The organism is Thalassobacter sp. 16PALIMAR09, assembly GCF_000765485.1.
Classification (GTDB): Bacteria; Pseudomonadota; Alphaproteobacteria; order Rhodobacterales; family Rhodobacteraceae; genus Thalassobacter; species Thalassobacter stenotrophicus.
The window spans coordinates 383,228-408,366 of record NZ_JHAK01000001.1 but is presented as its reverse complement, the minus strand read 5'-3'; the positions used below and the strand labels follow the sequence as shown (position 1 = coordinate 408,366).

Here is a 25,139-nt window from a genome sequence, read left to right as displayed (position 1 = left end):
AACCCGCATTAGGGTGCAGCGGGGGATTGACCCCCGCCGCACCCAGGCCTCTGAGGGGGGTATTTGCGACCCAATGAAGACCGGAGATCGCGCGCGATTAACCTTAATGGGGCGTTGAGATCCTGGCCGGGGCAGGGCGATTTGCCCCGGTTTCGCGGAATTTGGGGGGTGTCACCCCCCGTACACCCCCCGTGCACCCCCCGTACAGACTGGGGCGCGTTAAGAGGGGTAAGAAAAGGATGAACGACATGGCACAGACCATCGATGGAAAGGCCTTTGCGGGCAACGTGCGGGCGCAGATCGCAGACCACGTGGCGCGGCTGAAGGCGGATCACGGGATCACGCCGGGGCTGGCGGTTGTGCTGGTGGGGCAGGACCCCGCGTCGGAGGTCTATGTCGCGGCCAAGCACAAACAGACCGTCGAGGTCGGAATGGCCAGCTTTGAGCACAAACTGCCCGGCGATGTGTCTGAGGCGGACCTGTTCGCCCTGATTGATCAGTTGAATGCCGACCCGAACGTGCATGGCATCCTGTGCCAGTTCCCTGTGCCGGACCATCTGGACGAGCGCGCCGTGGTCGCGCGGATTGATCCGGCCAAGGATGTGGACGGATTGTCTGTGGTGAACGCAGGCCTTCTGGCCAGCGGGGAGACGGGGCTGGTGTCCTGCACGCCGCTAGGGTGCCTGATGCTGCTCCGGGATCAACTTGGGGATATGACCGGAAAAGAGGCCGTGGTGATCGGGCGGTCGAACCTATTTGGCAAGCCCATGGGCCAGCTTCTGCTGCAAGAGAATTGCACGGTGACGATTGCGCACTCTCGCACCCGTGGTCTGGCCGAGGTCTGCGCCCGCGCTGACATTCTGGTCGCTGCCGTAGGCCGCGCCGAGATGGTCAAGGGCGACTGGATCAAGCCCGGGGCCACGGTCATTGATGTGGGCATCACCCGCATCCCGCATCCCGACAAGCCGGGCAAGACAAAGCTGTTGGGCGATGTCGACTTCGCAGGCGCCCAAGACAACGCGTCGGCTATCACCCCCGTCCCGGGTGGCGTCGGCCCCATGACCATCGCCTGCCTCCTGGCCAACACCCTCACAGCAACATGTCGCGCCCACGGCCTGCCAGAGCCAGAAGGACTGACGGCATGAAGGACGTTGTAAACGATCCGCGCTTGCTACGAGGCGCACCTGTGCGGGCCCGGATCTTGGGCGAGGCCGCAGACTACGTCGCTGCCCATCCGGGGATCGGCAAGCTGGTGTCCATTTCCATCGGAGATATCCCGGAGGTGGCGGTTTACATCCGCAATCAGGCCAAGGTGGCGGACCAGTTGGGGTTGCCGTTTGATCAGGCGTTCTGGGATGGCGACGTCACCCAGGACGAGTGCAAAGCGCGCATTCAGGCGATGAATGACGACCCAGAAGTGCTAGGCGTGATCCTACAGCGCCCTGTGCCCGATCATATCAACGTGCGGTCCCTGCAATCGGCGATCCACCCTTTGAAGGACGTGGAGGGGATGAACCCCGCCTCCATCGGGAACATCATATATAATGACGTGGCTTTAGCGCCTTGTACCGCTGCTGCGGCCGTCGAATTGGTGCGCGAGACGGGCCTGACCCTGGAAGGGTTGGAGGTCGTCATGGTGGGTCATTCCGAGATCGTGGGCAAACCTGTGGCGATGATGTTGATGGCCGAGGGGGCGACAGTGACCGTATGTCATCACATGACGCGGTCGGTGGCGATGCATTCGCGCCGCGCCGATGTGGTGGTTGTAGCCGTGGGCCGCGCGCATTTAATCGGTCCGGATATGATCAAGCCCGGCGCGGTGGTGATCGACATTGGGATTAATCAGACCGCGGCTGGGGTTGTGGGCGATGTCGACACCGATGGTGTGCGGGAGCTCGCCGGTTGGGTGACGCCCGTACCCGGTGGGGTCGGCCCGGTCACGGTTGCCATTTTGATGCGTAATGCTACGGTGGCCCATGCACGCCAAAAGGCCGCCGGGTGGATCACGTAGCCAGATAGGCGATGGCGGCGAAGACGAGGGCCACGGCGGTCCAGTGTCGTCGCATCATCGGTTCGCGTAGGAAGAGCGCTGCAAGAACCACAGTGATCAGGCCGAAGGTGGCGGCGAGGACCGAGGCCAGTTCGGGATTGGAAACGCCGCCCGCAGAGATCACGGCACCCAGTGCGAGAGCATCGAGCGCGCCCATAGCGGCGAGGATTCGGATCTGGGTCCAGCCGGGCAGGATCGGCACCCGGCCCATAGCGGCGATGGCCAGGACCACGATGAGGGCCGCGATGCGGGTAGGGGCCAGCAGTGCCAACTCGCCACCCTCTGCGGTGGCGGCTTGGCCCACGGCAAAAGTGGCGGCAAAGCCAGTACCTGCGAGGATTGACCAAAGAATGGCGGGGCCGGGGTGGGTCCGCGCAGCCTCGTTGTCGCCCGCGCGTGCGACATAGCCCACACCTGCGATGATGATGCCCACGGCCAGCAATTGCAGGGCCGACACCGGGGTGCCGGTGTAAACGGCCCAGCCCACTGATAGGGCCGGGTAGGCGCCAATGATGGGGGCGACCAGACGGACGGGGCCGATTGAGAACGCCTTATAGTGCGCAATGGCAGCCAGACCGAAAAGCACGCCAGACGCTAGGCCCAGAGGTAGGGCGTTCGGCCCGCGCGGCGCGTCCCAGGCCCAAAGGCTCATCGGGGTGACCAGCAGCGTGCCGAAGATCAGGACCGCGACGATGGAAGCGAAAATCCCCGTGCCCTGGCTCACTTGTCGCACGCAAAGGTCGTGGATGCCCCAAGCGAGTGCGGCCGTCAGGCCCAGAAGGATCGCCATCAGCGCGACGCCAAAAAAGGGAGGGAAAATGTCATGGGGTGGTCTGTTGTCCTTGCAAATGGCTGCGCGCCAGATATTCTCAACGTTAAAGTTTTATTCCACAGATGCAACTTTTGATCTGTGAGGGGGGAGGCCCTGCGATGTTAGACGATCTGTATCCCAATGTGGTGCCGGGGCCGCCGAAGCCCAGTGGCCTGTGGCAGCCGCAGGTATTCACCATGCCGCGGGGCACGGAACGCTATGTGATCGAAGGACTGGGCGCGATCCTTGTGCGGGTCGAGGCCGGGGACCGGGTTGAGGTGATCAACACGGAAGGCGGCCAGCCCTGCGAAATCGTGGCCTGTGGGCCAGACGGGACAGGGGACGTTGGTCTGTTGGGCCTGTCGGGTGATGGGGCGCCGAAGGGCCTTATGCGGCTGTTGACGAGCGGGGATCAGAGCCTGCGCGCCCTGCGCATGGGGTTGGAGGCGCGGGGTATCGACCTTGCCCACTGCGTGGCTGCCTATGTGTTCGACAGCACCACGCCTGCGGGCGATACGGCGGAGTTCACCGCGACCCGCGAGGGGACGGTGATACTGGCTGCCCCCCACGCCACCGGCATAATGGATTTCGAGGCACAGGACACTGCGACGCCGCTGACGGTCTATATCCGCCGCGCGGTGATAAAACAGGTGGCGCGGTTCGAGCTGCCCGACCCTTTGGCCGATCCGGTCGCGGACATCCGGGTGCATACGCAGACGGCCGAGAGCTATTTCGTCAAAGCGGGCGACTATATCCAGATCCTTGATGTGGATGGGCGGCAATGCACGGATTTCCAGTGTTTTGACGCACGCAAGCTGGACAAGGGGATCGCTCATCCACTCGATGTGACGACGACCCGCACGATCCAGCACTGCATTTACCCGACCCCCGGCCTGCACGGGAAATACTATGATCACGACGAGACCCCCCTGATTGAAGTGATCCAGGACACCTGCGGGCGGCACGATGCCTTTGCCTTGGCCTGTACAGCCAAATACTACGACGACATCGGCTATCCCGGCCACGTCAACTGCACCGACAATTTCAATGGGGCCTTGGCAGATCGGGGCGTGCCGGGGCGGCCTGGTTGGATGGCGATCAACTTTTTCTTCAATACCTTCCTCGACGACCATGGTGTGCTCTATTCGGACGAGCCGTGGTCGCGGCCCGGGGATTACGTGCTGCTGCGGGCGCTGACGGACCTTGTCTGCGTCTCTTCGGCCTGTCCCGATGGTACTTCTCCAGCCAACGGCTGGAACCCCACCGATATCCATGTGCGGACCTATTCCGGCGCAGAGACCTTCCAACGATCCGTGGCCTATCGGCCCACCCCAGACGCGGAGCCAAAGATGACCAAGCAAACCGGGTTCCACGAGAGCTTTGACCGATTCACCGATAATTTCATCGAATACAACGGCTATTGGCTGGCCAATTGCATGGCGACCGAAGGACCGATCAAGGAATACCACGCCTGCCGCGAGAAGGCGGTGGTGCTGGACCTGTCACCCCTGCGCAAGTTCGAGATCACGGGGCCCGACGCAGAGGCCCTGTGCCAGTACATCTTTACCCGTAATATGAAGACCCTGCCGGAGTTGGGCGTGGTCTACACGGCGATGTGCTATGAACACGGCGGCATGATCGACGACGGCACGGTGTTCCGCCTGGCTAAGGACAATTTCCGCTGGATCGGCGGGTCGGATTACGGTGGCGAATGGATCCGGGAGCAGGCTGAAAAACTGGGTCTGAAGGTTTTGGTGCGATCGTCCACGGACATGCAGCACAACATTGCCGTCCAAGGGCCAGAAAGCCGCGATATCTTGCGCAAGTTTGTCTGGACCGCGCCACATCACCCGAACTTTGACGATCTGGCGTGGTTCCGGTTCACGCCCGCCCGGATCGGGGGCCAGGACGGTATCCCAATTGTGGTCAGCCGCACGGGCTATACCGGGGAGTTGGGCTACGAGATCTTCTGCCACCCCAAACATGCCACACAAGTATTCAATGCCGTGTGGGAGGCGGGCGAGGGCCACGGTCTTGTGCCCATGGGGCTGGAGGCGCTGGATATGGTGCGGATCGAGGCCGGACTAATCTTTGCGGGCTATGATTTCAGCGATCAGACCGATCCTTTTGAGGCGGGCATTGGGTTTACCTGCCCTCTGAAATCCAAGACGGATGACTTTATCGGACGCGACGCGCTGATCCGGCGTAAGGAGCACCCGATGCGCAAGCTGGTGGGCTTGGATATAGGGTCGAACGTCGATGTGGCGCACGGCGATTGCGTCCACATCGGGCGCGCGCAGGTGGGAGAGATTTGTTCCTCCATGCGCTCGCCCTTGCTAGGCCGAAACATCGCGATGGCGCGGATCGACGTGGCCCACGCGGGTGAAGGCACCGAGGTTGAGATCGGAAAGCTGGACGGACACATGAAGCGCCTGCCTGCAACCGTCCGCAAAGACCTTGCCGCCTATGACCCGGGCAAAACCAAGCCCCGCTCGTGAGCGACAGCCTTCTGGATCAAATCGGGGGAGAGGCGGCACTGCATCGCCTCGTCCACACCTTCTATGACCTGATGGAGACCGATCCTGTGGCGCACCGCATTCACCGGCTCCATTTTCGGGGGCACGGGCTGGATCACACCCGCGCCGCGCAGGTTGAATTCATGTCGGGGTTCATGGGCGGGCGGCAATACTACCGCGAACGCCACGGCCATATGGATGTGCGCGAGATCCATGCCCATGTCCCGATCCGCACCGAAGACGCTGAGGTGTGGCTGGCCACCTGGGACAAGGCGCTTGACGCCTGCGGGCATTCGGGGCCTCATATTGACAAGCTGTGTTCGGTGGTGCGCCGCGTGGCGTTGATGCTGGTCAACGATGTGCCGGATTGGCGCGAGGGGGAGACATGATCCGAGCGGTATTTCTGGGGGTTTGTGCTGTGGTCCTCGCGGGGCCGGCCAACGCGCAAGCAGTCAAACTGTCGGGCGCGGAGATCCGCGCCCTGCTGACGGGCAATACGGCCCTGGGCCGTTGGGAGGGCACGCCCTACCGGCAGTATTTTGGCCCGGACGGCGTAACGATCTTTGCCGCCGAGGGCACCCGGCCCACCCGGGGAGAATGGCGCGTGGACGATGCAGCGGAGGAATACCAAAGCATCTGGCCCCGCGACGAGGAATGGGAGGGATGGTTTGTCATGGAATTTGGTGACACCTATTACTGGGTGTCCAAAGCCACCCCACCGACGCCGTTCCAAGTCCTAGAGGGTGAGCAGCTTGTGGCGGAGTAGCTCTGCCGTGCTGGCCCTGAGTGCATCGGCGGGGCGAGTGATTGCCAAGGCGTCCTCGCCTTTGTGACTGCGAATGAAACACCGGCCTTGCTAGAGCGCCCAGCGATCTGGGCGACGTCACGGGTTTTGGCCGGAGGGCAGTCGTTTGATTGCAACTGGACGTGTGACTATGGCGCCACGCGGGCCTCGCAGGGGTTCGTCGAACCGCCTGGGCAAAGCGCCTAAAAGCGGATCGTTGGCCGCATCGGTTCGTTGGATTGGGGTCACGCCGATCTCGGGCGTTTGCATGGCCGCACAAGCGCCGCCCGTGGCCTCGGCAAGCAGTTGATGGCCTAGACAGATGCCAAGATTCGGGCGCCAGGTTTGGACTCATCGAGCAATCGCATCGATCTCGGCAGGGATCCAGGGGTTTGCTTCAACCTCCCAGACATCCATCGGGCCGCCCATGACCATGAGGTGGCTATAGGGTGCAAGGTCCGGGATAGGATCGTCCCGGTAAAGGTGTACGATATTCATACTATCCCCCGCGGTCTTGGCATGTGTTGCAAAGGCCGCGGAGGGTTCCACAGGTGTGTGCTGAAAGACTAGAACCCGCATCTAGTTCCGCAAATACACCTCAAGGCTGTCGTCCAGGGCGTCTTTCCACGGTGTGTGGTGTTTGGGGGCCATGGTGCCGGTGATCACGGAGGTGTAGCCATTGTTGCGGAAGGTCATGATGCCTTCCTTCTTGTGACCCTTCCACGCTTTGAACGCCATGCAGGCGCCTTCCAGGTCGAAGTCGGGGTAATCGGTCTCCGCAATCAGCTCCTTCACATAATCGCCCTGATACCAGATCGCGTCATAGTCCGTCTCGCCCGCGTCTTCCCGTGCAACACGGTCCGCGATATCGGCGTCCATAGCCGCCCGGTCGGGCAGGGCGATGCGGTCCATGATCACGTCCCGCGCCCACCAGGCCTGTGCGTCGAACATGTTGAAGGTGAACCACTGGTCCTGCATCCCGATGTAGAACAGGGCGGGGTTCGGCGCATAGGCGACACCTTTGTAGAGGTCTGCCGTCGCCAGGCGGTTCGCGGTGCGCAGCTTCAAATCGTCCGCCATGAAGGGGAAGTGGTGCAGGTAGCCGGTGCACAGGATCACGGCATCCACCTCACGGCTTGTGCCGTCTTTGAAATGCGCGGTCTTGCCGTCCATGTGCGTGAGCAGCGGTACTTCCGCCCAGTTGTCGGGCCAGTCGTAGCCCATGGCGGCGGTGCGGTGGCTGACGGTGATACTTTTGGCACCGTATTTCCACAGCTGAGACCCGATATCCTCGGCGGAATAGCTGGTGCCTATGATCAGGATATCCTGGTCCTTGAACTCCACCGCGTCCCGGAAATCATGGGCGTGGAGCACTCGGCCCGGGAATTTATCGAACCCCTCGAAATGGGGCACGTTGGGCGTCGAGAAGTGGCCGGTGCAGCAGACGACGTGATCAAACGCCTCGGTCGTCAGGGTATCGGTAGGCAGGTCGCGGACGGTCACCTGAAACTGGCTTCCGTCCCATTCGACGTGTTTCACGGCGGTCTCGAACTTGATCCAGTCGCGCACGTCGGCCTTTTTCACCCGGCCCTCGATGTAGTCGAACAGGACGGCACGGGGCGGATAGCTGGCGATCTGTTTTCCGAAATGCTCCTCGAAGGAATAATCCGCGAACTCCAACCCCTCCTTGGGGCCGTTGGACCAAAGGTAGCGATACATGGATCCGTGCACTGGCTCGCCGTATTGGTCTAGCCCCGTGCGCCAGGTGTAATTCCACAGGCCACCCCAATTCGACTGCTTCTCGTAGCAGACGATCTCGGGGATCTCGGCCCCCGCCGCTTTGGCCGATTGGAAAGCGCGCAATTGCGCCAGCCCAGAGGGCCCGGCACCCAGTACGGCAACACGTTTTGTCATAGTCATCTCCCGAGTTTGTTTCTTGGTATTCTGTTAACTCCATCTGACCTGCTTTTTGCCCTGTCAGTCAACATTTTTTCTTGTGGGTGAACGTCGGATGGTTGTGAAAGAGTGTTTTTTCAGGGCAGTGTCACGGTAAGAGGGAGAGAGCGAATGAAACCACATGTTACCTTTTGGGGCGTAGCGGGATTGGGCTTGGTTTGGAACCTGATCGGATGCTTGAACTATGTCGCGCAGACCTCGCCAGAAGCCGTGGCCCAGATGTCCGAAGTGGCACAAGTGATGATCACCGGCCGCCCCGCCTGGGCCACGGGGGCCTTTGCAGTATCGGTTTTTGGCGGTGCAGTCGGGTGCATCCTGCTGCTGCTGCGTCGTCGCACGGCGGTTTGGATGCTGGGCGCGGGCGTGTTGGGCAGCCTCGGCACGGCCTATTTCACCGCGCGGGTGCTAGGCATGGTGCCATCGGTGGCGCTGGCCACGCTGATCTCGATGGCGCTTTTGTGGTATGGGACGATTGCGCTGCGCAAGAGATGGCTGCACTAGAAACGGGCCGCCCCGGGGTGGGGCGGCATCTGTGATCTGGCTCTAGATATCGAGGGTGTTGTCTTTTTCCCACTGGCTGAAATGTCCGCAGAAATCGTTCCATTCCTGCATCTTCATCTTCACGTAGGACTTGGAAAATTCCTCGCCCATCGCGGCCTTTAGGCCCTTGTCCTTGTCGAACTCACGCAAGGCATCCAGCATGTTCAGGGGCAGCTTGGGCGCGCCGCGCACCTTGTGGCCCTCGGCATACATGTCGATGTCGTGACGTTTGCCCGGGTCGGCCTTGGATCGCACGCCAGACAGGCCAGCGGCAATGATCACCGCCTGCAACAGGTAGGGGTTTGTCGCCCCATCAGGCAGGCGCAACTCGAACCGGCCGGGGCCGGGCACGCGCACCATGTGCGTGCGGTTGTTGCCAGTCCACGTCACGGTGTTCGGGGCCCATGTCGCCCCCGAGGTCGTGCGGGGGGCATTGATCCGCTTGTAGCTGTTGACGGTGGGATTGGTGATCGCGGCCAGCGCGCTGGCGTGTTTCATGATCCCCCCCAGGAAATGGCGGCCCTGTTCGGACAGGCCCAGCTCTGCGGTTTGGCTGCTGTCGTTGGGGGTCATCGCGAAGACATTGGTTTTGGAGGCCGCACCGGGGGCATCCCAGACCGAGATATGCGCGTGGCAGCCGTTGCCGGTCAGCCCTTCGACGGGTTTGGGCATGAAGGTCGCACGGTAGCCATGCTTCTCGGCCACGCATTTCGCCATGAATTTGAAGAAGGAGTGTTTGTCAGCGGTTTTGAGCGCGTCGTCGAAGTCCCAGTTCATCTCCCACTGGCCATTCGCGTCCTCGTGGTCATTCTGATAGGGGTTCCAGCCCAGCTCCAGCATGTGGTCGCTGATTTCCCGGATTACATCCAGACGGCGCATGAACGCTTGTTGGTCGTAACAAGGCTTGGCGGCGGTATCGAAGGGGTCGGAAATCGCGTCGCCCTCGGGCGTCAGCAGGAAGAACTCCGCCTCGATCCCTGTCTTAACATGCATGCCCTCGGCGGCGGCTTCCGCGATCAGTTTGCGCAGCACGTTGCGGGGAGCTTGCTCAACTGGCTCGCCCTCCATGACACAATCGGCGGGGACCCATGCAATTTCACAGTTCCACGGCAGGATGATCACGGCTTCCGGGTCTGGCACGGCCAGCATATCGGGGTGCGCGGGTGTCAGGTCAAGCCAAGTGGCAAAGCCTGCAAACCCCGCGCCGTCTTCTTGCATGTCTGCGATGGCGCGCGCGGGCACCAGTTTCGCACGTTGTCCACCGAACAGATCGGTGAAGGAAATCATGAAGTATTTCACGCCGTTCTCTTCGGCAAATTTCGCAAGATCTGTTGCCATTTTCCTAGTCCCTGTCTTTTTTTGTATACATTTGTATTTGGTACAAAAAAGGCGCACCCGCAGGCGCGCCTTTGTCGCGGTATCAGTAGCCGGAGCCGGGTTTGCCGGGGTACCAGTTGGTGCCCGCCAGAGGCACCTGGGCCATGGCGGCGGCCTCCATCGTGAGCGCCACAAGGTCCTCTGGCTCCAAATTATGGAGGTGGTTCTTGCCGCAAGCTCGCGCGATGGTCTGCGCCTCCAGGGTCATCACCTTGAGATAGTTTTTCAGGCGGCGGCCTCCTTCGATGGGATCGAAACGCGCCATCAACTCGGGGTCCTGCGTTGTGATGCCTGCGGGATCCATGCCTTCGTGCCAATCGTCATAGGCACCCGCCGTGGTGCCAAGGGCGTTATACTCGGCCTCCCACTTGGGGTCATTGTCCCCAAGGGCGATCAGAGCAGCGGAGCCGATTGCTACGGCATCAGCCCCCAGGGCCATGGCCTTTGCCACATCGGCGCCGGATCGGATCCCGCCAGAGATCACAAGCTGCACTTCGCGGTGCATGCCCAAATCTTGCAGCGCCTGGACGGCGGGGCGAATGCAGGCCAGGGTCGGTTGGCCTACGTGTTCGATGAACACATCCTGCGTGGCGGCTGTACCGCCCTGCATCCCGTCCAGAACAACCACATCAGCCCCGGCCTTCACCGCAAGGGTTGTATCGAAATAGGGACGTGCGCCCGCAACCTTGACGTAGATCGGCACTTTCCAACCGGTGATTTCCCGCAGCTCCAGGATCTTGATTTCCAAATCATCGGGGCCGGTCCAATCGGGGTGACGGCAAGAGGACCGTTGGTCGATCCCCTTGGGCAGGTTGCGCATCTCGGCGACGCGGTCGGAGATCTTCTGGCCCAAGAGCATACCGCCGCCGCCGGGTTTGGCACCCTGGCCTACGACAATCTCGATGGCGTCAGCTTTGCGCAGGTCATCGGGGTTCATCCCGTAACGCGATGGCAGATATTGGTAGACCAGTTTCGACGAATGGCCCCTTTCTTCGGGGGTCATGCCACCGTCCCCGGTGGTGGTGGAGGTGCCTGCGGCATTTGCGCCGCGGCCCAAGGCTTCCTTGGCGGGACCCGAGAGCGCGCCAAACGACATGCCCGCGATGGTAATAGGAATGTCTAGCTCGATAGGGTTCTGTGCAAACCGGGTGCCCAGGGTCACGCTGGTCTCACATTTCTCGCGATACCCTTCCAGCGGGTAGCGCGAAATCGAGGCCCCCATGAACAGCAGGTCGTCGAAATGCGGGACCTTGCGCTTCGCCCCACCGCCCCGAATGTCATAAATGCCCGTAGCGGCGGCACGGCGGATGTCGCTGTTGACGTCGGCAGTGAAGGTGGCGGATTGGCGTGGTGTGGTGTGGGGGATGCCCCGTGCGTCGTGATCTTTCATCTCGGGGGTCCCTTAATATGCGCCGGCGTTGTCGACGTCGAAGTTGTATAGGTTCCGGGCGGAGCCGTATCGTTTGAACTCTTCGGGTTTGGCGTCACATCCGCCGCGTTCCAAGAGTTCGGCCAGCAGTTCCAGATGCTCTGGCCGCATTTCCTTTTCGACGCAGTCCGCGCCCAGGGATTTCACCGATCCGCGCACGAAGAAGCGCGCCTCGTAACAGCTGTCGCCAAGGGCGTCGCCCGCGTCTCCGCACACGACGATGTTGCCCGATTGCGCCATAAAGGCGGACATATGGCCCACGTTGCCGTGCACAATGATGTCGATTCCCTTCATAGAGATGCCACACCGCGATGAGGCGTTGCCCTTGATAATCAGCGTGCCGCCATGGCCCGTCGCACCAGCATATTGGCTCGCGTCGCCCTCGACGATGACGGTGCCCGACATCATGTTTTCGGCAGTGCCGGGCCCAGCGGAGCCGTGAATGTGCACCGTGGCCTGTTTGTTCATTCCGCCGCAGTAGTACCCGGTGGAGCCCTTCACGTTCACCTCGATCGGCGCGTCCAGGCCCACAGCAATGGCGTGGCTGCCCTTTGCGTTTACGATTTCCCAGACAGTCTGGTTTGTATCGTCCGCCTGTGCGTGAAGGGCGGCGTTCAAGGCGCGCAGGCCTTCGGCTTCTAGGTCAAAGGTTTGCATCAGGCTGCCTTTTCTGTGGCTGTTGGGGCCGCGTTGTGGCTCCAGAAATATACAGTTGCGGGCTCGGGCTCCCAGACACGGGCGTCTTCGATCCCGGGCAGGTTCACGAGCGCACGATATTCAGAGCCGAACGCCACGTAGTCGTCCGTTTCGGCCATTACGGCGGGCTTGCAGGCGATGGGATCTCGCACCACGCCAAAGCCGTCCTTGGTGCCGACGACAAAGGTGAAGAACCCGTCAAGGTCATCAAGGCTGCTTTGTAGCGCCTCGCCGAGAGTCGCGCCGTTTTGCATTTGCCACGTAAGATAGGCGGCACCCACTTCGGTGTCGTTCTCGGTCTCGATATGGATGCCCTCGCGGCGCAGTTTGCGGCGCAAGGAGTTGTGGTTGGACAGGGACCCGTTGTGCACAAGGCATTGATCAAGCCCGGTATTGAACGGGTGCGCGCCCATAGTCGTAACAGCAGATTCAGTTGCCATGCGCGTGTGACCGATGCCGTGGCTGCCGGTCATGGCTGACACCTCAAAGCGCGCGGCGACGTCTTTGGGAAGACCAACTTCTTTGTAGATCTCCAGCACTTCGCCCCGGCTCATGACGCGGACGGGCGTGTTTTCCGATAGATAGGCGCACGCAGCGTCAAAGTGTTGAGCCGGGATCGACAAAACCGCATGTGTGTCTTTGACCGACGTCGTTACCTTGGCACCGATCGCTGTGCCAACATTATCGGCCAAGTCAGGGAAATCCGCGTCAGGCGTATCGGATTGAACGGTCAGCTTGGCCATTCCATCGACCTCATCGCTATAGATCGCGATACCCGCACTGTCGGGACCACGGTCGGTCATGGTGATCAGCATATCCGTCAGAAGTGCGCCAAGCTGCGACTCCAACGACTTGTTTTTCAAAAACAGGCCAACAATTCCACACATCGCGTGGTTCCTCCCTCAGGTAATACGGCTCCAAATCAGGCCGCAATTTGAGTCGAAAGCTAGCACCATCAATCCCGCGCAATCAACCATCAGGAAACTTTTTTTCACCAAAGGCAAAAAATGTTGGGTGATTTAGGATTTTTATGGTTTTTATATCGCACAGGCGCACGGCATACGGCCGGATACAGACGCCGTTCAAAAACAGTAAGAGGGACCAATGGAAGAACAACTCGCTGAATTGTCCGCACAAGTTGCGGCTCTCCAAAAGGGCGGCTCGGTGACAAACACCATGTTCGCCGAAACCTACTATTTCCTGACGATTCCCCTGATGGTTCTGATCCATGCAGGGTTTTTATCGTATGAGATGGGCGCATCGCGGATGAAGAATGTTCTGAGTTCGGGCGTGAAAAACCTTCTGGCTTTTGCGTTCATCATGCCAACGTTCTACTTCTTTGGCTGGTGGGTCTATTGGGCGTTCCCCACCGGGTTCAGCTTATCTGCAGGTCCCGCTGGCATCTCGGGAGGTGAGTTCGCCAGCTCTATTGCGTTTGGTTGGGGCGAAGCGGCCGCCGCCATGGGTCCAAACATCGCGGACCAAGCGTCTGGCGTGTTCTGGGCGGCCTTTGCCATGTTTGCCGCCACCACGGCGTCGATCATGTCCGGCGCGGTAATTGAGCGTATCCAGACCGTTGGGTTTGTGATCCTTGCCATTGTTCTTGGCTCGTTTGCCTGGGTCGTCGCTGCCGCCTGGGGCTGGCACGCGGATGGTTGGTTGGTCACACAATGGGGTGTGCACGACTTCGGGGCTGCGGGCCTTGTGCACGCGGTTGCCGGGTTCTTTGCCCTGGGTGTCCTGATCAACCTCGGCCCGCGTATCGGGAAGTTCAACGCCGACGGTACCGCCAACCACATCGCCGGGCACAACATGCCCATGACTGTGGTGGGTCTAATGCTGATTATCGTTGGGTTCTACGGCTTCCTGATGGCATGTATTATCGTACCCGGCGAGGCATGGTCCTGGTTCGGTGACAAACCATCCACGATCTATGGCACGCCCATAAACCTGTCTGCTCTTGGATTTAACATCCTGATGGCGGTGGCTGGTGGGATCATCGGCGCTTGGGTGATGACCCGCGATCCTTTCTGGATGATGTCGGGTGCACTGGCGGGGATCATCTCGGTCGCATCCGGTCTGGATATCTATTTCCCGGCTCTGGTGTTCATCATTTCGTTCTCTGCCGGTATCATCCTCAAGCCAGCGGCGGATTTCCTGGAGAAACGCGGCATCGACGATGCGGTGGGTGCTGTCACCGTTCACGGGACCATCGGCCTTTATGGTGTGATCATGCTTGGCGTGTTCGCATCGGGCTATCCTGCGTTGCAAGGGGCCGCTGGCGAAGTACCGACGATCAGCTTGGTCGGTCAGATCATTGGTGCGGTTGTCTTCTTCCTCTTGGGCTTTGTGCCCGGCTACGCTGTATCGTTCATCTTGAAGATGATGGGCATGCTGCGTGTGCCAGCGGGTGCAGAGCGTGCGGGTATGGATACCGTCAAAGTGCCTGCCCAAGGCTACCCAGAAGGTATTCCGGTCTCCGCACCGGGGTCCCGTTAATCAACACGTAAAAGGAGAAAGCTATGGGTTTTCCATATGAAGAAGCAAGCTGGAGCGTTGTTGACGGCGTGATGTTCATGGGGTGGGGCACCGCAATGCCGGGTATCTATACCGCCATCGCCGCGATCATTTGTGTTGTCGTTCTATTTGCGGGCAACCGCAGTGAACATGCACGCTACGACGATCACGACTAAGCCAAGATAACAAAGGGGCCGGGACAGTGCAGATTGTCCTGGCCCTTTGACTTTCTCAATAAATTGCCTGTGAGGAATAATTTCTTAATCACAGTGTTGATTTTTGCTGGAGAGTCGGTCTCAACTGTACGCAACAGAATACACGAAGAAGGGGTCCAAAATGGCCATCTTATGGAGAACATCGGCGCTGGCACAGCGTCACGCAGAGATCGGCGGCGAGCTGGAGGATTGGAACGGCATGGGGACTGCGTGGTTCTATGACCACTCGCCCGAGCGCGCTAAGGCCGATTACGAGGCGATCCGCACCAAGGCGGGCCTTATGGATGTATCGGGGCTGAAGAAGGTGCATGTGTCGGGCGCAGACGCGGCTTATGTCATCGACCGGGTCACCACGCGCAACGTCGAAAAGATCGCGCCGGGCCGGTCCACCTATGCCTCGATCCTCGATGAGCGCGGGTTATTTGTGGATGACTGCATCATTTACCACATTGCGGTCAATTCCTGGCTGGTTGTCCATGGCACCGGGACCGGAATGGAACAGCTGACAAAGGTCGCGGCGGGCAAGAATTGCTCTGTGCTGTTTGACGATGACCTGCACGACATGTCTCTGCAGGGGCCCAAGGCCGTGGATATCCTGGCCGATCATGTGCCGGGCATCCGAGATTTGGCCTATTTCGGTCTGATGCAGACGCGTTTGTTTGGACGTGACGTGATGATCTCACGCACCGGCTACACCGGCGAGCGTGGCTATGAAATTTTCTGCCGTGCAAAGGACGCCGTGCACATCTGGGATAACGTGCTGGAAGCGGGTGGCGACGATGTGCGCCCGACACAGTTCAGCACCCTCGATATGTTGCGGATTGAAAGCTACCTTTTGTTCTATCCTGGCGACAACTCTGAGACGTTCCCGTTCGAGGATGGCAGCCCGGCAGGCGACAGCCTTTGGGAGCTGGGTCTCGATTTCACCGTGTCCCCGGGTAAGGAAGGCTTTATCGGGGCCGAGAACCACTATGCCATGAAGGGCAAGGAGCGGTTCAAAATCTACGGTGTCCAACTGTCCGACAGCATGGACCAGATGGAGATGCACGCCCGCGTGATGCAGGATGGCAAGGATGTGGGTGTGATCACCTATGGCCTGTCGTCGGAGTTGAACAACTACTCCGTCGCCATCGCGCGCCTTGACCCCTCGGTCGCCGTGGCAGGCACTAAGCTGACGGTTGTGCAGCCCGATGGAACAGAGCTTGCGGCGACCGCCGAAGAGATGCCGTTCTATGACAAAGACAAGGCGATCCGCACCGCCAAGGGCTGATCACACTGGGGCGCGCGTCTGACCCGCGCGCCCCTTCCGCATTCAACGAAAGGCCGGAGGCCACCCGTGTCGAAATTCAACTTCCCGCCCAGTATAAAGAGCCGCCCCGTCTACGGCACGCTTACCCCGCGTCCGGGTAAGGCGCATCTGATGATTGCGGATGCCGAAGGGGCCGAGGCGATCCTCGACCTTGCCGCCGCTGATCCGGACCTGATGGGAAAGAGCCACATTATCTATATCCCGCGCGGCACCGATTTTGCGGACCGTCTGCGCACGCTGAACCCTGCGCAATTCTACGAAGGACCCAGCTACGAGGCCGCCGTTCCACGCATCCGCCACACCCTGGCCAAGGCCAAGATGGGCCTACAAGTCTACCTGACCGGGACCGAGGGCCTGATGGGACAGGCGCAGAACGAAGCGATGCAGGCCGGCATCCCCCACACCGCGATCCAGACCGAACATCGCGGATCCGTCGCGCGGCGCATGCAATGCGTGCACTGCAAAGGCATCACAGAGGATGTGATTACCGATCCGTTCATCTGTTCCCACTGCGGGTTGAACCTGTTTGTGCGGGACCATTATTCGCGCCGCCTTGCGGCTTATCAGGGTGTCTGCATCGACGCCGAAGACCCGGGCAATGTGCCTGATCCGGTGGAGTTGTACACATGAGCGCCGCCCCTCAGAAAGCCAAACCCGGCGCGGAAAAGATCGACGTCATCGTCAGCGCCGTGGTCCCCCTCAATGAGCTGGTCACCCGGTTCGAGTTCACACCCACCTACGGGGGCCAGTTGCCCACATTCTCGGCGGGCGCCCACACTGTTGTTGAGATGAACGATCAGGGGCGCACGCGCCTGAACCCATATTCCCTTATGTCCGACCCCGCTGATACCTCGCACTACGCCATATCCGTGCGCCGCGATGATGCGGGGCGGGGCGGGTCGCTGTTCCTGCACCGCAACGTGAAGGTGGGTGACCAGATGACGATCACCTATCCGGTGAACCTCTTCTCGCTCGACCTGCGCGCGCGCAAGCAGGTGTTTATCGCGGGCGGCATCGGCATCACCCCCTTCATGGCCATGATCGCACAGATGGAACGTCTGGGTGGGCAGTGGGAGTTGCACTATTCTGTCCGAACTGAGGCCCTTGGCACCTATGTTCAGGAGCTGACCTACAAACACCCCGGCAAGGTTCACGTTTATTATGATGACCAGAACCAGGGCATCGCGTTGGAAGACCTGCTCGACGGGCAACCCCTTGGCACCCACGTCTATGTCTGCGGTCCCAAGGGGATGATCGACTGGGTCCACGTAACGGCCTCCGCCGCGGGCTGGCCCGACGATAACGTGCATTCCGAAGAGTTCACCGCACCGCAACCCGGTGCCCCCTTTGAAGTGCGCCTGTGCAAATCTGACAAGACCATCCAAGTGGGCGAACACGAAAGCCTTCTGGAGGCGATGGAACGTGAAGGGGTCGAGGCTCCGTTCCTGTGCCGGGGTGGTGCCTGTGGCCAGTGTGAGACGGATGTCGTATCCCATGACGGTGATTTTGTGCACCGGGATCACTGGCTGGACGATGATCAGCACGCAAGCGGGCAGAAGATCATGCCCTGTGTCAGCCGTTTTGTTGGCAAATCCCTGGAGTTGGACAGATGACAATTCAGTTTAACGAAGAATCCTTCCGCGACGATTACACCTTCCGCAACTCGGATTGGGCAATCAAACGGTTTCCGTTCCCGTTTCACGAAGACAGTTACATGTATTCCGTGAACATGGAACAGCATCGGGGCGGGCCCGAGGGATCCGTCTATGAAAAGCGGTTCGATGTGGACGAGCACTACGTGGCAGAGATGCGGGACCGGGCGATGGTTTTGGCCGATGATCCCCTGAGGTGCCAGTCACTTCCGCATATGACGCTGGCAGGATGGGATCTGTTAGAGCTGATCATGGTTTCGAAGTCCGAGGATTACCCTGACCTGTTCGAATTGCACCGCGATGGCGATACCTGGCGTTGGGTGAACAAACCACTTGGCATCGACGACACCTTCACCTTCCTGGACGACACCACACTGCCCTACGGCCCGATGGAGTACATCACCCGGCAGGCGCAGGGCGATTTTTGTGTGTTGGATCAGCGGGAAGACATGCTGTGGATGGATGCGGGCATGGTCACGACCCAGGCCGACTGGTCCTTGGATTTCGACATCGGAATGAACTTCTTTGAATGGCACGCACCCGTGCCGCTGGCCCATGAGATGGGGATCTTCCAGCGCGCTTTGAAGTTCCTTCTCAACATTCAACAGGGCGCGCCTGCGCGGCGGTTGAACTGGACGATGACAGTGAATCCGCTGCTGGATACATCGCCCGAGAACTATCACAAATGGGGTATTCAAAAGACGACGCTGACGCCTGAGAACATCGGGGCCAAGCAGCACCTACGCGTGGAGTTGCAAACGTTCTTCCGCCTGCCACGGTCCAACGCGCTGGTGTTCCCGATCCGCTGCTATTTGTGCAGCTTTCAGGACCTGATGACGATGCCGAAATGGGGCCGCCGCCTGCACCGCGTGGTGCGGGACCTGCCCGAGGAGTTGGCGACCTACAAAGGGTTCATCGACAACCGCCCGATGATGCTCGATTTTCTTAGCCAATTCGACGACGGCCTACCGACAAGCCGGGGTGTCTTCCCGGATTTCGAGACTGAACCACCCCTTCAGAAATGAAAAAAGCCCCGGCTATAGCCGGGGCTTTCTCGTTAGAACGATTTGTTAATCGCGATTTTGCGGGTAGCTGATGATTGAAAGGTATTTTGCCGGAAGGGATACAAGGCGTTCTGGCCCATGTGGGGCGTCGGCGTCGAAAAATAGCGTGTCACCGGGACGCAAAGGGTAGACTTCGTTCCCATGCCGGTAATCCACCGCTCCTTCCAACATATAGATCGTCTCGATTCCGTCATGTTGGAACGTCTCAAAGGTATCGGCTTCGGTGTTCAGTTCGATCAGGTAGGGTTCCACCATAACGCCGCTGGAGTTGTTGCCGATATGGCCCAAGAGGTTATACTGGTGACCCGCGCGCGTGCCCTCACGGTCGATTTCCAGGCCATCACCTGCTTTGGTATGGACCGCCTCACGGTGTTCTTCGTACTGGCGAAAGAAGGACGTGAGCGGCACGGAGAGCGCGTTGGCCAGAGTTTGAAGTGTTGTCAGCGATGGGGACGTGTTGCCGTTCTCGATCTTTGACAGCATCCCGATGGAGAGATTGGTCAGGTTCGAAAGCTCCGCCACTGTGATCCCTTGGCGTTTGCGGAACGCGCGTACCTCGCGTCCAATTGCAACCTCTAGGACCTTCTCACGGGGTTCCCGAACGACGTGCGGGTCTTGGTTGAGACGTACCATCATTTCAGGGATACTATCGACGAGTGCCAAGGGCGACTCTCCTTATGGTTGTAGATTTTGCACGACCCACTTCCATAATTGTAAAATAGTTTCATGACAGTTCCAATGTTTTTCCTGAGAGTATAACAATTATCATTAGTAGCGCAAAATGAGGCATAAATGGAACAGGCAACGATATCAGTGGGGTTTCTGCTGTTTCATGGGTTTCCGATGGCATGCCTTACTTCAATGATCGAGCCGCTGCGCGCGGCCAACGAGATTTCCAACACCCGGACCTTTGCATGGCGCCTCCTGTCCGAAGAGGGGGGAACCTTGACCGCCAGCGCCCATGTCGATTTCGAAACCGATGCTCTGGGCGCGCCGGGTGAGGACTACATCTTCGTGCTATCCTCGCCCACCGCGACCTTTCGCACTAGCGCCACGCCGGCCCATTTGCGTGCGTTCCATCGCCATGGCGGCACCCTTGGCGCGGTCAGTGGCGGTGTCTTTCCCTTGGTAAAGGCGCAGGTGGTAGGGGCGCACAGGATTGCGGTGCATTGGTGCTACCGCGCAGCATTTGACGCGCAGTTTCCCGATCTCGCCGCCTCCGATCAGGTGCTAGAGATCGCGGACACGGTGATGACGGCGGCGGGAGCAGCGGCGGCCTTCGACCTGGCTCTGCACCTCATCGAAGATCGGCTGGGGCCCGCCATCGCCGCCGAGGTCGCCTGTTGGTTCCAACATCCGATGATGCGTCGCGGCGACGTGGTCCAAGCCATCCCGGTGGCGGAGGCCGCGACCGCGCTACCGCCCTTGGCGGCGCGCGCCGTGGCCCTGATGACGGCGGACATGGCCAATCCGATCACAGTGGGGCAGGCCGCCGCGCGCCTTGGCATCTCGCCCCGGCATATGGAGCGCGCGTTCAAGGCCGCCACGGGCCTTGGTCCCACCCGGTACTTTCGCAAAATTCGGATGGAGGCCGCGCGTCAGATCGTTCTTTATACCAATGACCCGATTGCCAAAATTGCGGGACAGGTGGGCTATGGCAGCACCCAGACCTTTGCCAAACACTACGAAGACGCCTTTGGCATGACCCCGGCGCAGGACCGTAAACGGATCAACCTCTACCGGGTGGAGGGCAACCTTCCGGTGCCGTCTCTGTGACGAGAGGTCCGTGAAGCGTGGGCGGTTTAGTTTAAGGGCGAACAAATTGTGCGAGATGGACCATGCACAATCGCATCACGAACCTCTCGTCACAGAGACGGCGAGGCCAGCAGCCAAGCAGGCACCTTTGGCATCGCGGGCTTTGGGATCGCTTTGAATGTTGCCACGGGCCTGTGGTTCTGCGTCTAGGACACGCTGTTTTTCGTGGATTGGGTCGTGGGTGCCGGGAACTTCGATACGCGGCTGGCGCACTATGGGGATGACCCGCAGGGTCTTGTGGTGTTCTGCGCCTCGCTCTTCTATTTGCCTTTCTTAGTGACGTTTGCGTTTTGGCACGCCGCGACCCGCTTCTCCGGCGCGCCAATCCTGGGCGCGGAAAGGCGCTGTATCAAAGAGTTATTTCTAAAACAGAAGTGCGTGACCGCAGGGCTATTCGTCGTCGCCTATCTCTACGCATTTATATCCCTGGGCGTGAGGGCGCGGGGTATCCCGAACAATACGAGCTGGCTTCTGTGGCCAGCCCTGCCGATCTTTGCCCCGGGGACCTACTTCATGGTCGCCGTTTGCGCATTGATCGCGGTCAAACTGCTGTTTCCCAGGGTGCTGGTGCGGCGTGTGCGGGACGGGCGCTAAAGAGCTGCGCGCATCGCCGTCAAAAGCGCGTGGTGCAGCGATCCGGCGGAGGATCGGGGACCCAGGACCGTGACCGCCTCCGCCCCATGGCACAGGACAAAGCAGCCCAAGTGGTCGATGGAAGTCCGCGTCGCTTGCCCCCCGGTCCAGGTGTGAAGGTTGACAGGGCACAGCAGTTCAAACACCGCCACCAGCCCCTGCCCGGTCAGATCAAACCGGCACCAAGCGTCGTTTTGTTCCGTCACGCTGGCCGTGCCCTTGGCCTTTGCGGCCAGTCGCGCGGCAAGGTCTTCGTGGGTGCTGTGGGGGGCGGTGACCATCCATTGATCCGGTCCCATCCAGATTGCGGCGATCTCGCCTCCGGTCATCTTCCCCGGACCCGGGGCAGGGGTGCCGACGAAGGACGCAAGCGTCTTCGTTGCCGCCGCCTCTTGGCCCAGCCGTGCGGCAAAGGACGTCAGAGCCGAGTCCACGTTTTCGGTCAAGGTAACACCACCGTGGGTGTCGATGCGGGGCGTGCGGCCCCCAAGGGGTGTGATGGGTTTCATATCAGGAATGACGTTAGACGCGGAATTAGACACGGAGACGCTCCCCCTCGGGATCAATGAAATGGGCGCTGACGACCTCTACGTCGTGATCCACGCCCGTGAGCGGGCTGACCAGTCGGATCACCTCACCCATACGGGCATCGCCGGACTTGAGATAGCCGATGGCAATATGGTGGCCCAGGTTGGGCGAGTAGCACGCGGAGGTGACGTAGCCCTGATCATGGGCGGCATCCACCGGCGTGCCCTTTGTCATCAGATGCGCTCCCGCAGGCACCGGATTGGTGGGGTCCACCGGGCGCAGGCCCACCAGTTTTAGCGCATCATCCTCGTTCAGGCCGGGCCGCTCGGACAGGGTGGAGCCGATGCTGTCTTTCTTCTTGTTGACCATCCGGGCCATGCCGAGGTTCAGGGCCGTGGTGGTGCCGTTGAGCTCATTGCCGGCCGCGTGTCCCTTCTCGATCCGCATGACGCCAAGCGCCTCTGTCCCATAGACCACCGCGTCGAACTCTTCGCCTGCGGCCACCATCCGCCGGATCAGCGCATCGCCGTAGCGGGTGGGCACGGCGATCTCATAAGCCAGCTCGCCCGAAAAGCTGATCCGGAACAGCCGCCCGCGCACGCCGCCCACGGTGATCTCCCCGCAGGCCATATAGGGAAACGCCTCGTTGGAGATGTCGTGTTCGGGATCGACCACCTTTTGCAACAGGTCCCGAGCTTTGGGACCGGCGACCGAGAACTGCGCCCAGGCCTCCGTGGTGGAGATCAGCTGCACATCCAGGTCGGGGAACAGGCATTGCCGTACGAATTCCATGTGGCGGTAAACTCCCACGGCGTTGGCGGTGGTCGTGGTGACGACGAAGTGATCCTCAGCCAGGCGCGCGGCGGTGCCATCGTCCATGGCGATGCCATCCTCGCGCAGCATCAGGCCGTAGCGGACCTTGCCCACGGGCACCTTGGCAAAGGGGTTACAGTAGATCTTGTTGAGGAAGGTCGCGGCATCCGCCCCTTGCACGTCGATCTTGCCCAGGGTGGTCACATCGCAAATGCCCACAGATTTGCGGGTCTGGGCCACCTCACGGTCCACGGATTGCCGCCAATGGGTTTCACCGGGACGGGGGAACCACTGCGCGCGCAGCCACATGCCGACCTCGACAAAGACCGCGCCCTTTTCTTCGGCCCAAGCGTGGGACGGAGTTTTGCGCACGGGGCGGAAGTCAGCGCCCTTTGACCGACCCGCAAAGGTGCCGATGGCCGTGGGCGTGTAGGGCGGACGGAAAATCGTGGTGCCGACCTCCGGGATCGACTTGCCCGCAAGCTCCGCCATGATGGCAAGACCGCCCATGTTCGACGTCTTACCCTGATCCGTGGCCATCCCCAGGGTCGTGTAGCGCTTGAGATGCTCGACGGAGCGGAAGTTCTCCTGATACGCCAGTTTAACATCCTTGGCGGTCACATCGTTTTGTTGGTCAAGCCAAGCGCGTTTCGCCCCCTTCACGTGCCAGAACGGCGTGATGTTGATGGGCGCATCTTCGGCATAGGGTAGGGCAGGGGCCGAGGCTTCGCGCCCCAGATCGGCCAATGCGGCCATCGCCATCTCGGTCCCGCTGCGCAGGGCACCATGGGTGGAAAAATCTCCGGCGGTGGCACCCGCCGCGCGCATCCCGTCGGGCAGAGTCTCGCCTGGCACAAAGGCCGCGATGGAGGCATCCCAGGTGGGGCGTCCACGCTGGTGACTGGCCAGATGCACATTGGGGTTCCACCCGCCTGACACGCCAAGCGCACCGCAAGTGATGGACCGGGTCGTGCCCGTGGCCAGTTGCACTTCGATCACCGTCAGGCCAAGGCGGCCTTGGGTGTTGACGACGGTGGCACCGGGGATCACTTCAAACGCAGTAGAGGCAGGCGCTTCGGCGCGGGTGTCGATCACGGCGGCCACAGTTACGCCCTTGGCAACCAAATCCGTAGCTGTCCGGTGCCCGTCGTCGTTGTTGCAAAACACCGCCACAGTCTGCGCGGGCGTCGCGGCCCAACGGTTGGCATAGGCGCGCATCGCACTGGCCAGCATAATGCCAGGCCGATCGTTGTTTTCAAACGCGATGGGCCGTTCGGTGGCCCCCGCGGCAAGAATCGTGCGTTTGGCATAGAGACGCCACAGGGTCTGACGTGGTTTGCCCGGGGTGGGTTCGGCCAGATGATCGCTGACCCGCTCCACCGCGCCGTAGATACCGTGATCAAAGGCGCCAATGACGGTGGTGCGCGCCATGACCCGCACATTGGGCATGGCGGACATCTCAGCAGTGGTAGCAGCGGCCCATTCGGCCCCGGATTGATCGCCAATCCCATACGTCTCTGCGTTCAGGCGACCGCCCAAAGTGAAATCCTCGTCTGCCAGGATCACCTCGGCGCCCGCGCGCGCCGCCGTCAATGCCGCCATTAGGCCCGCAGGACCGGACCCGATCACCAGAAGGTCGCAGTGACGGAACCCTTTGTCATAGTTGTCGGGATCGTCCTGGAGCGACAGGGATCCAAGCCCCGCTGCCTTGCGGATGATCGGCTCATAGAGTTTTTCCCAGAACGCCTTGGGCCACATGAACGTCTTGTAATAAAATCCCGCCGTCAGAAAGTTTGAGAACCGATCGTTGATCGCCATTGCGTCGAACCGCAGGCTGGGCCAGCGGTTTTGGGATTGCGCGGTCAGACCATCGAACAGCTCCGCCGTGGTGGCGCGGGTGTTGGGTTCCTGGCGCGCGCCGGAGCGCAATTCCACGATGGCGTTCGGTTCCTCCGATCCGGCGGTGAGCGGCCCACGGGGGCGGTGGTATTTGAACGACCGCCCCATCAGGCGCACGTCATTGGCCAGAAGCGCGGAGGCCAGTGTGTCCCCGGCATAGCCGCGATAGTATCGCCCGTCGAAGCAGAAAGAGAGAGAACGCTCGCGGTCGATCTGCCCCCCTGGCAAACGGTTAACTTGGCTCATCGTCCGCGCCCCTCTGCTCGGGCCACATCGCGGGCCAGTTCAACGGATGTAATCTCGTGGGTGGTGGTGGACCGAGTCACGACCAGCCAAGACCGGTCCCCGCCTTCGTGAAACCAAAGCTCTCGGTGGGTGCCGGCTGGATTGTCCCGAAGGTAGCCGTAGTCGGTGAAGGCAGCCACAGCATTCGGACCCTCCCAATCGGGGCGGTGGAGCAGCGACGCGTCGCCCATATAGGTGAACTCCGCGCTGTCGCGGGGGCCGAGGAGGGGGTGGTTGATAATCATGCGCT

Annotated in this window: 26 protein-coding genes; 14 read left to right on the top strand and 12 right to left on the bottom strand. The window is 60.7% G+C overall.

Annotated features, from left to right (window positions below; all coding sequences use genetic code 11):
* Window positions 1–248 precede the first annotated feature (248 nt).
* Both folD and PM04_RS02045 read left to right on the top strand, forming a co-directional pair.
* Entirely contained in the window at window positions 249–1,145 is an 897-nt protein-coding gene (gene folD / locus PM04_RS02050; protein ID WP_038003178.1) for a bifunctional methylenetetrahydrofolate dehydrogenase/methenyltetrahydrofolate cyclohydrolase FolD, read from the top strand.
* Window positions 1,142–2,011: a bifunctional 5,10-methylenetetrahydrofolate dehydrogenase/5,10-methenyltetrahydrofolate cyclohydrolase gene (locus tag PM04_RS02045; protein WP_038003175.1), complete on the top strand. Its 870-nt coding sequence runs from the start codon at window positions 1,142–1,144 to the stop codon at window positions 2,009–2,011. Before folD ends, PM04_RS02045 begins: the two co-directional genes overlap by 4 nt.
* Here PM04_RS02045 and PM04_RS02040 read toward each other — a convergent pair.
* Entirely contained in the window at window positions 2,004–2,840 is an 837-nt protein-coding gene (locus PM04_RS02040; protein WP_235281417.1) for a DMT family transporter, read from the bottom strand. The two genes, PM04_RS02045 and PM04_RS02040, sit on opposite strands and share 8 nt — an antisense overlap.
* A 140-nt stretch (window positions 2,841–2,980) precedes the next feature.
* On the opposite strand from PM04_RS02040, the gene PM04_RS02035 reads away from it, so the two are divergent.
* From PM04_RS02035 to PM04_RS02025, 3 genes are read left to right on the top strand one after another with little or no spacing between them, the layout of a single operon-like run.
* Window positions 2,981–5,359, top strand: coding sequence for a DUF1989 domain-containing protein (locus tag PM04_RS02035; RefSeq protein ID WP_038003169.1), 2,379 nt, complete (start codon window positions 2,981–2,983; stop codon window positions 5,357–5,359).
* On the top strand, window positions 5,356–5,766 hold the full coding sequence (locus tag PM04_RS02030; RefSeq protein ID WP_038003166.1) for a group II truncated hemoglobin: 411 nt from the start codon (window positions 5,356–5,358) through the stop codon (window positions 5,764–5,766). The genes PM04_RS02035 and PM04_RS02030 overlap by 4 nt, the downstream gene beginning before the upstream one ends.
* The gene (locus tag PM04_RS02025) at window positions 5,763–6,143 is read left to right on the top strand and encodes a hypothetical protein (RefSeq protein ID WP_038003163.1); all 381 of its coding nucleotides are present in this window, start codon (window positions 5,763–5,765) and stop codon (window positions 6,141–6,143) included. The genes PM04_RS02030 and PM04_RS02025 overlap by 4 nt, the downstream gene beginning before the upstream one ends.
* A 117-nt stretch (window positions 6,144–6,260) precedes the next feature.
* On the opposite strand, the gene PM04_RS18390 is transcribed toward PM04_RS02025, so the two are convergent.
* The 3 genes from PM04_RS18390 to PM04_RS02015 form a co-directional block, all read right to left on the bottom strand.
* A complete protein-coding gene (locus PM04_RS18390) occupies window positions 6,261–6,485 on the bottom strand; it encodes a hypothetical protein (protein WP_152600844.1) in 225 nt (74 codons plus the stop codon).
* Window positions 6,486–6,512: 27 nt separating this feature from the next.
* Complete coding sequence (locus tag PM04_RS17970) at window positions 6,513–6,659, bottom strand: hypothetical protein (protein WP_161785910.1); 147 nt, start codon at window positions 6,657–6,659, stop codon at window positions 6,513–6,515.
* An 81-nt stretch (window positions 6,660–6,740) separates the two neighbouring features.
* A complete protein-coding gene (locus PM04_RS02015) occupies window positions 6,741–8,075 on the bottom strand; it encodes an NAD(P)-binding domain-containing protein (RefSeq protein WP_038003160.1) in 1,335 nt (444 codons plus the stop codon).
* A gap of 153 nt (window positions 8,076–8,228) precedes the next feature.
* Between PM04_RS02015 and PM04_RS02010 the strand changes: the two genes are divergently transcribed.
* The gene (locus tag PM04_RS02010) at window positions 8,229–8,618 is read left to right on the top strand and encodes a hypothetical protein (RefSeq protein WP_038003156.1); all 390 of its coding nucleotides are present in this window, start codon (window positions 8,229–8,231) and stop codon (window positions 8,616–8,618) included.
* A 42-nt stretch (window positions 8,619–8,660) separates the two neighbouring features.
* Here PM04_RS02010 and glnT read toward each other — a convergent pair whose 3' ends face one another.
* The 4 genes from glnT to PM04_RS01990 all read right to left on the bottom strand — a co-directional run bounded on the left by glnT (window position 8,661) and on the right by PM04_RS01990 (window position 13,046).
* Window positions 8,661–9,995: a type III glutamate--ammonia ligase gene (glnT, locus tag PM04_RS02005; RefSeq protein ID WP_038003153.1), complete on the bottom strand. Its 1,335-nt coding sequence runs from the start codon at window positions 9,993–9,995 to the stop codon at window positions 8,661–8,663.
* Window positions 9,996–10,077: 82 nt separating this feature from the next.
* Window positions 10,078–11,424, bottom strand: a complete 1,347-nt coding sequence (locus tag PM04_RS02000; RefSeq protein ID WP_038003150.1) for an FMN-binding glutamate synthase family protein — start codon at window positions 11,422–11,424, stop codon at window positions 10,078–10,080.
* Window positions 11,425–11,436: 12 nt separating this feature from the next.
* Window positions 11,437–12,120: a protein glxC gene (locus PM04_RS01995; RefSeq protein ID WP_038003147.1), complete on the bottom strand. Its 684-nt coding sequence runs from the start codon at window positions 12,118–12,120 to the stop codon at window positions 11,437–11,439.
* A complete protein-coding gene (locus PM04_RS01990; RefSeq protein ID WP_038003143.1) occupies window positions 12,120–13,046 on the bottom strand; it encodes a glutamine amidotransferase family protein in 927 nt (308 codons plus the stop codon). Before PM04_RS01990 ends, PM04_RS01995 begins: the two co-directional genes overlap by 1 nt.
* 217 nt (window positions 13,047–13,263) lie before the next feature.
* Between PM04_RS01990 and PM04_RS01985 the strand changes: the two genes are divergently transcribed.
* The 6 genes from PM04_RS01985 to PM04_RS01965 all read left to right on the top strand — a co-directional run bounded on the left by PM04_RS01985 (window position 13,264) and on the right by PM04_RS01965 (window position 18,877).
* On the top strand, window positions 13,264–14,658 hold the full coding sequence (locus tag PM04_RS01985) for an ammonium transporter (protein WP_038003140.1): 1,395 nt from the start codon (window positions 13,264–13,266) through the stop codon (window positions 14,656–14,658).
* Between the two features lie 23 nt (window positions 14,659–14,681).
* Window positions 14,682–14,852 (top strand): hypothetical protein, encoded by a 171-nt coding sequence (locus PM04_RS18055; RefSeq protein WP_200880327.1) that lies wholly within the window; start codon window positions 14,682–14,684, stop codon window positions 14,850–14,852.
* A 160-nt stretch (window positions 14,853–15,012) separates the two neighbouring features.
* On the top strand, window positions 15,013–16,161 hold the full coding sequence (locus tag PM04_RS01980) for an aminomethyltransferase family protein (protein WP_038003137.1): 1,149 nt from the start codon (window positions 15,013–15,015) through the stop codon (window positions 16,159–16,161).
* Window positions 16,162–16,227: 66 nt separating this feature from the next.
* Entirely contained in the window at window positions 16,228–16,830 is a 603-nt protein-coding gene (dmmA, locus tag PM04_RS01975) for a dimethylamine monooxygenase subunit DmmA (protein WP_038003135.1), read from the top strand.
* Entirely contained in the window at window positions 16,827–17,813 is a 987-nt protein-coding gene (locus PM04_RS01970) for a PDR/VanB family oxidoreductase (protein ID WP_038003133.1), read from the top strand. The genes dmmA and PM04_RS01970 overlap by 4 nt, the downstream gene beginning before the upstream one ends.
* Window positions 17,810–18,877, top strand: coding sequence for a DUF3445 domain-containing protein (locus PM04_RS01965; RefSeq protein WP_038003131.1), 1,068 nt, complete (start codon window positions 17,810–17,812; stop codon window positions 18,875–18,877). The genes PM04_RS01970 and PM04_RS01965 overlap by 4 nt, the downstream gene beginning before the upstream one ends.
* A 45-nt stretch (window positions 18,878–18,922) precedes the next feature.
* Here PM04_RS01965 and PM04_RS01960 read toward each other — a convergent pair whose 3' ends face one another.
* Complete coding sequence (locus PM04_RS01960) at window positions 18,923–19,552, bottom strand: helix-turn-helix domain-containing protein (RefSeq protein ID WP_200880334.1); 630 nt, start codon at window positions 19,550–19,552, stop codon at window positions 18,923–18,925.
* 156 nt (window positions 19,553–19,708) lie between these two features.
* Here PM04_RS01960 and PM04_RS01955 point away from each other — a divergent pair, with 156 nt between their 5' ends.
* Both PM04_RS01955 and PM04_RS01950 read left to right on the top strand, forming a co-directional pair.
* Window positions 19,709–20,692 carry a GlxA family transcriptional regulator gene (locus PM04_RS01955; protein WP_038003126.1) on the top strand — a complete coding sequence of 328 codons (984 nt, stop codon included), beginning with the start codon at window positions 19,709–19,711 and terminating at the stop codon, window positions 20,690–20,692.
* Between the two features lie 216 nt (window positions 20,693–20,908).
* Window positions 20,909–21,325, top strand: coding sequence for a hypothetical protein (locus PM04_RS01950; protein ID WP_152600840.1), 417 nt, complete (start codon window positions 20,909–20,911; stop codon window positions 21,323–21,325).
* Here the strand turns inward: PM04_RS01950 and PM04_RS01945 are convergent.
* Genes PM04_RS01945 through PM04_RS01935 form a run of 3 tightly spaced genes read right to left on the bottom strand, consistent with a single transcriptional unit; the run spans window position 21,322 to window position 25,134 of the window.
* Window positions 21,322–21,906 carry a sarcosine oxidase subunit gamma gene (locus PM04_RS01945; protein ID WP_235281415.1) on the bottom strand — a complete coding sequence of 195 codons (585 nt, stop codon included), beginning with the start codon at window positions 21,904–21,906 and terminating at the stop codon, window positions 21,322–21,324. The genes PM04_RS01950 and PM04_RS01945 overlap by 4 nt on opposite strands.
* Window positions 21,899–24,850, bottom strand: a complete 2,952-nt coding sequence (locus PM04_RS01940; protein WP_038003121.1) for a sarcosine oxidase subunit alpha family protein — start codon at window positions 24,848–24,850, stop codon at window positions 21,899–21,901. The genes PM04_RS01945 and PM04_RS01940 overlap by 8 nt, the downstream gene beginning before the upstream one ends.
* On the bottom strand, window positions 24,847–25,134 hold the full coding sequence (locus PM04_RS01935) for a sarcosine oxidase subunit delta (protein WP_038003119.1): 288 nt from the start codon (window positions 25,132–25,134) through the stop codon (window positions 24,847–24,849). Before PM04_RS01935 ends, PM04_RS01940 begins: the two co-directional genes overlap by 4 nt.
* Between the last annotated feature and the right edge of the window lie 5 nt (window positions 25,135–25,139).

Bases quoted from the DNA above. Each gene is read 5' to 3' on its own strand.
- PM04_RS18055 (WP_200880327.1), top strand. From the start codon at position 14,682: ATGGGTTTTCCATATGAAGAAGCAAGCTGGAGCGTTGTTGACGGCGTG.
- folD (WP_038003178.1), top strand. From the start codon at position 249: ATGGCACAGACCATCGATGGAAAGGCCTTTGCGGGCAACGTGCGGGCG.
- PM04_RS01955 (WP_038003126.1), top strand. From the start codon at position 19,709: ATGGAACAGGCAACGATATCAGTGGGGTTTCTGCTGTTTCATGGGTTT.
- PM04_RS01970 (WP_038003133.1), top strand. From the start codon at position 16,827: ATGAGCGCCGCCCCTCAGAAAGCCAAACCCGGCGCGGAAAAGATCGAC.
- PM04_RS02015 (WP_038003160.1), bottom strand. From the start codon at position 8,075: ATGACAAAACGTGTTGCCGTACTGGGTGCCGGGCCCTCTGGGCTGGCG.
- PM04_RS01965 (WP_038003131.1), top strand. From the start codon at position 17,810: ATGACAATTCAGTTTAACGAAGAATCCTTCCGCGACGATTACACCTTC.
- PM04_RS01960 (WP_200880334.1), bottom strand. From the start codon at position 19,552: ATGATGGTACGTCTCAACCAAGACCCGCACGTCGTTCGGGAACCCCGT.
- PM04_RS02035 (WP_038003169.1), top strand. From the start codon at position 2,981: ATGTTAGACGATCTGTATCCCAATGTGGTGCCGGGGCCGCCGAAGCCC.
- PM04_RS01990 (WP_038003143.1), bottom strand. From the start codon at position 13,046: ATGTGTGGAATTGTTGGCCTGTTTTTGAAAAACAAGTCGTTGGAGTCG.
- PM04_RS02025 (WP_038003163.1), top strand. From the start codon at position 5,763: ATGATCCGAGCGGTATTTCTGGGGGTTTGTGCTGTGGTCCTCGCGGGG.
- PM04_RS02040 (WP_235281417.1), bottom strand. From the start codon at position 2,840: ATGGCGATCCTTCTGGGCCTGACGGCCGCACTCGCTTGGGGCATCCAC.
- PM04_RS01935 (WP_038003119.1), bottom strand. From the start codon at position 25,134: ATGATTATCAACCACCCCCTCCTCGGCCCCCGCGACAGCGCGGAGTTC.
- PM04_RS01995 (WP_038003147.1), bottom strand. From the start codon at position 12,120: ATGCAAACCTTTGACCTAGAAGCCGAAGGCCTGCGCGCCTTGAACGCC.
- PM04_RS02010 (WP_038003156.1), top strand. From the start codon at position 8,229: ATGAAACCACATGTTACCTTTTGGGGCGTAGCGGGATTGGGCTTGGTT.
- PM04_RS01985 (WP_038003140.1), top strand. From the start codon at position 13,264: ATGGAAGAACAACTCGCTGAATTGTCCGCACAAGTTGCGGCTCTCCAA.
- PM04_RS01940 (WP_038003121.1), bottom strand. From the start codon at position 24,850: ATGAGCCAAGTTAACCGTTTGCCAGGGGGGCAGATCGACCGCGAGCGT.
- glnT (WP_038003153.1), bottom strand. From the start codon at position 9,995: ATGGCAACAGATCTTGCGAAATTTGCCGAAGAGAACGGCGTGAAATAC.
- PM04_RS02000 (WP_038003150.1), bottom strand. From the start codon at position 11,424: ATGAAAGATCACGACGCACGGGGCATCCCCCACACCACACCACGCCAA.
- PM04_RS01980 (WP_038003137.1), top strand. From the start codon at position 15,013: ATGGCCATCTTATGGAGAACATCGGCGCTGGCACAGCGTCACGCAGAG.
- PM04_RS17970 (WP_161785910.1), bottom strand. From the start codon at position 6,659: ATGAATATCGTACACCTTTACCGGGACGATCCTATCCCGGACCTTGCA.
- PM04_RS02045 (WP_038003175.1), top strand. From the start codon at position 1,142: ATGAAGGACGTTGTAAACGATCCGCGCTTGCTACGAGGCGCACCTGTG.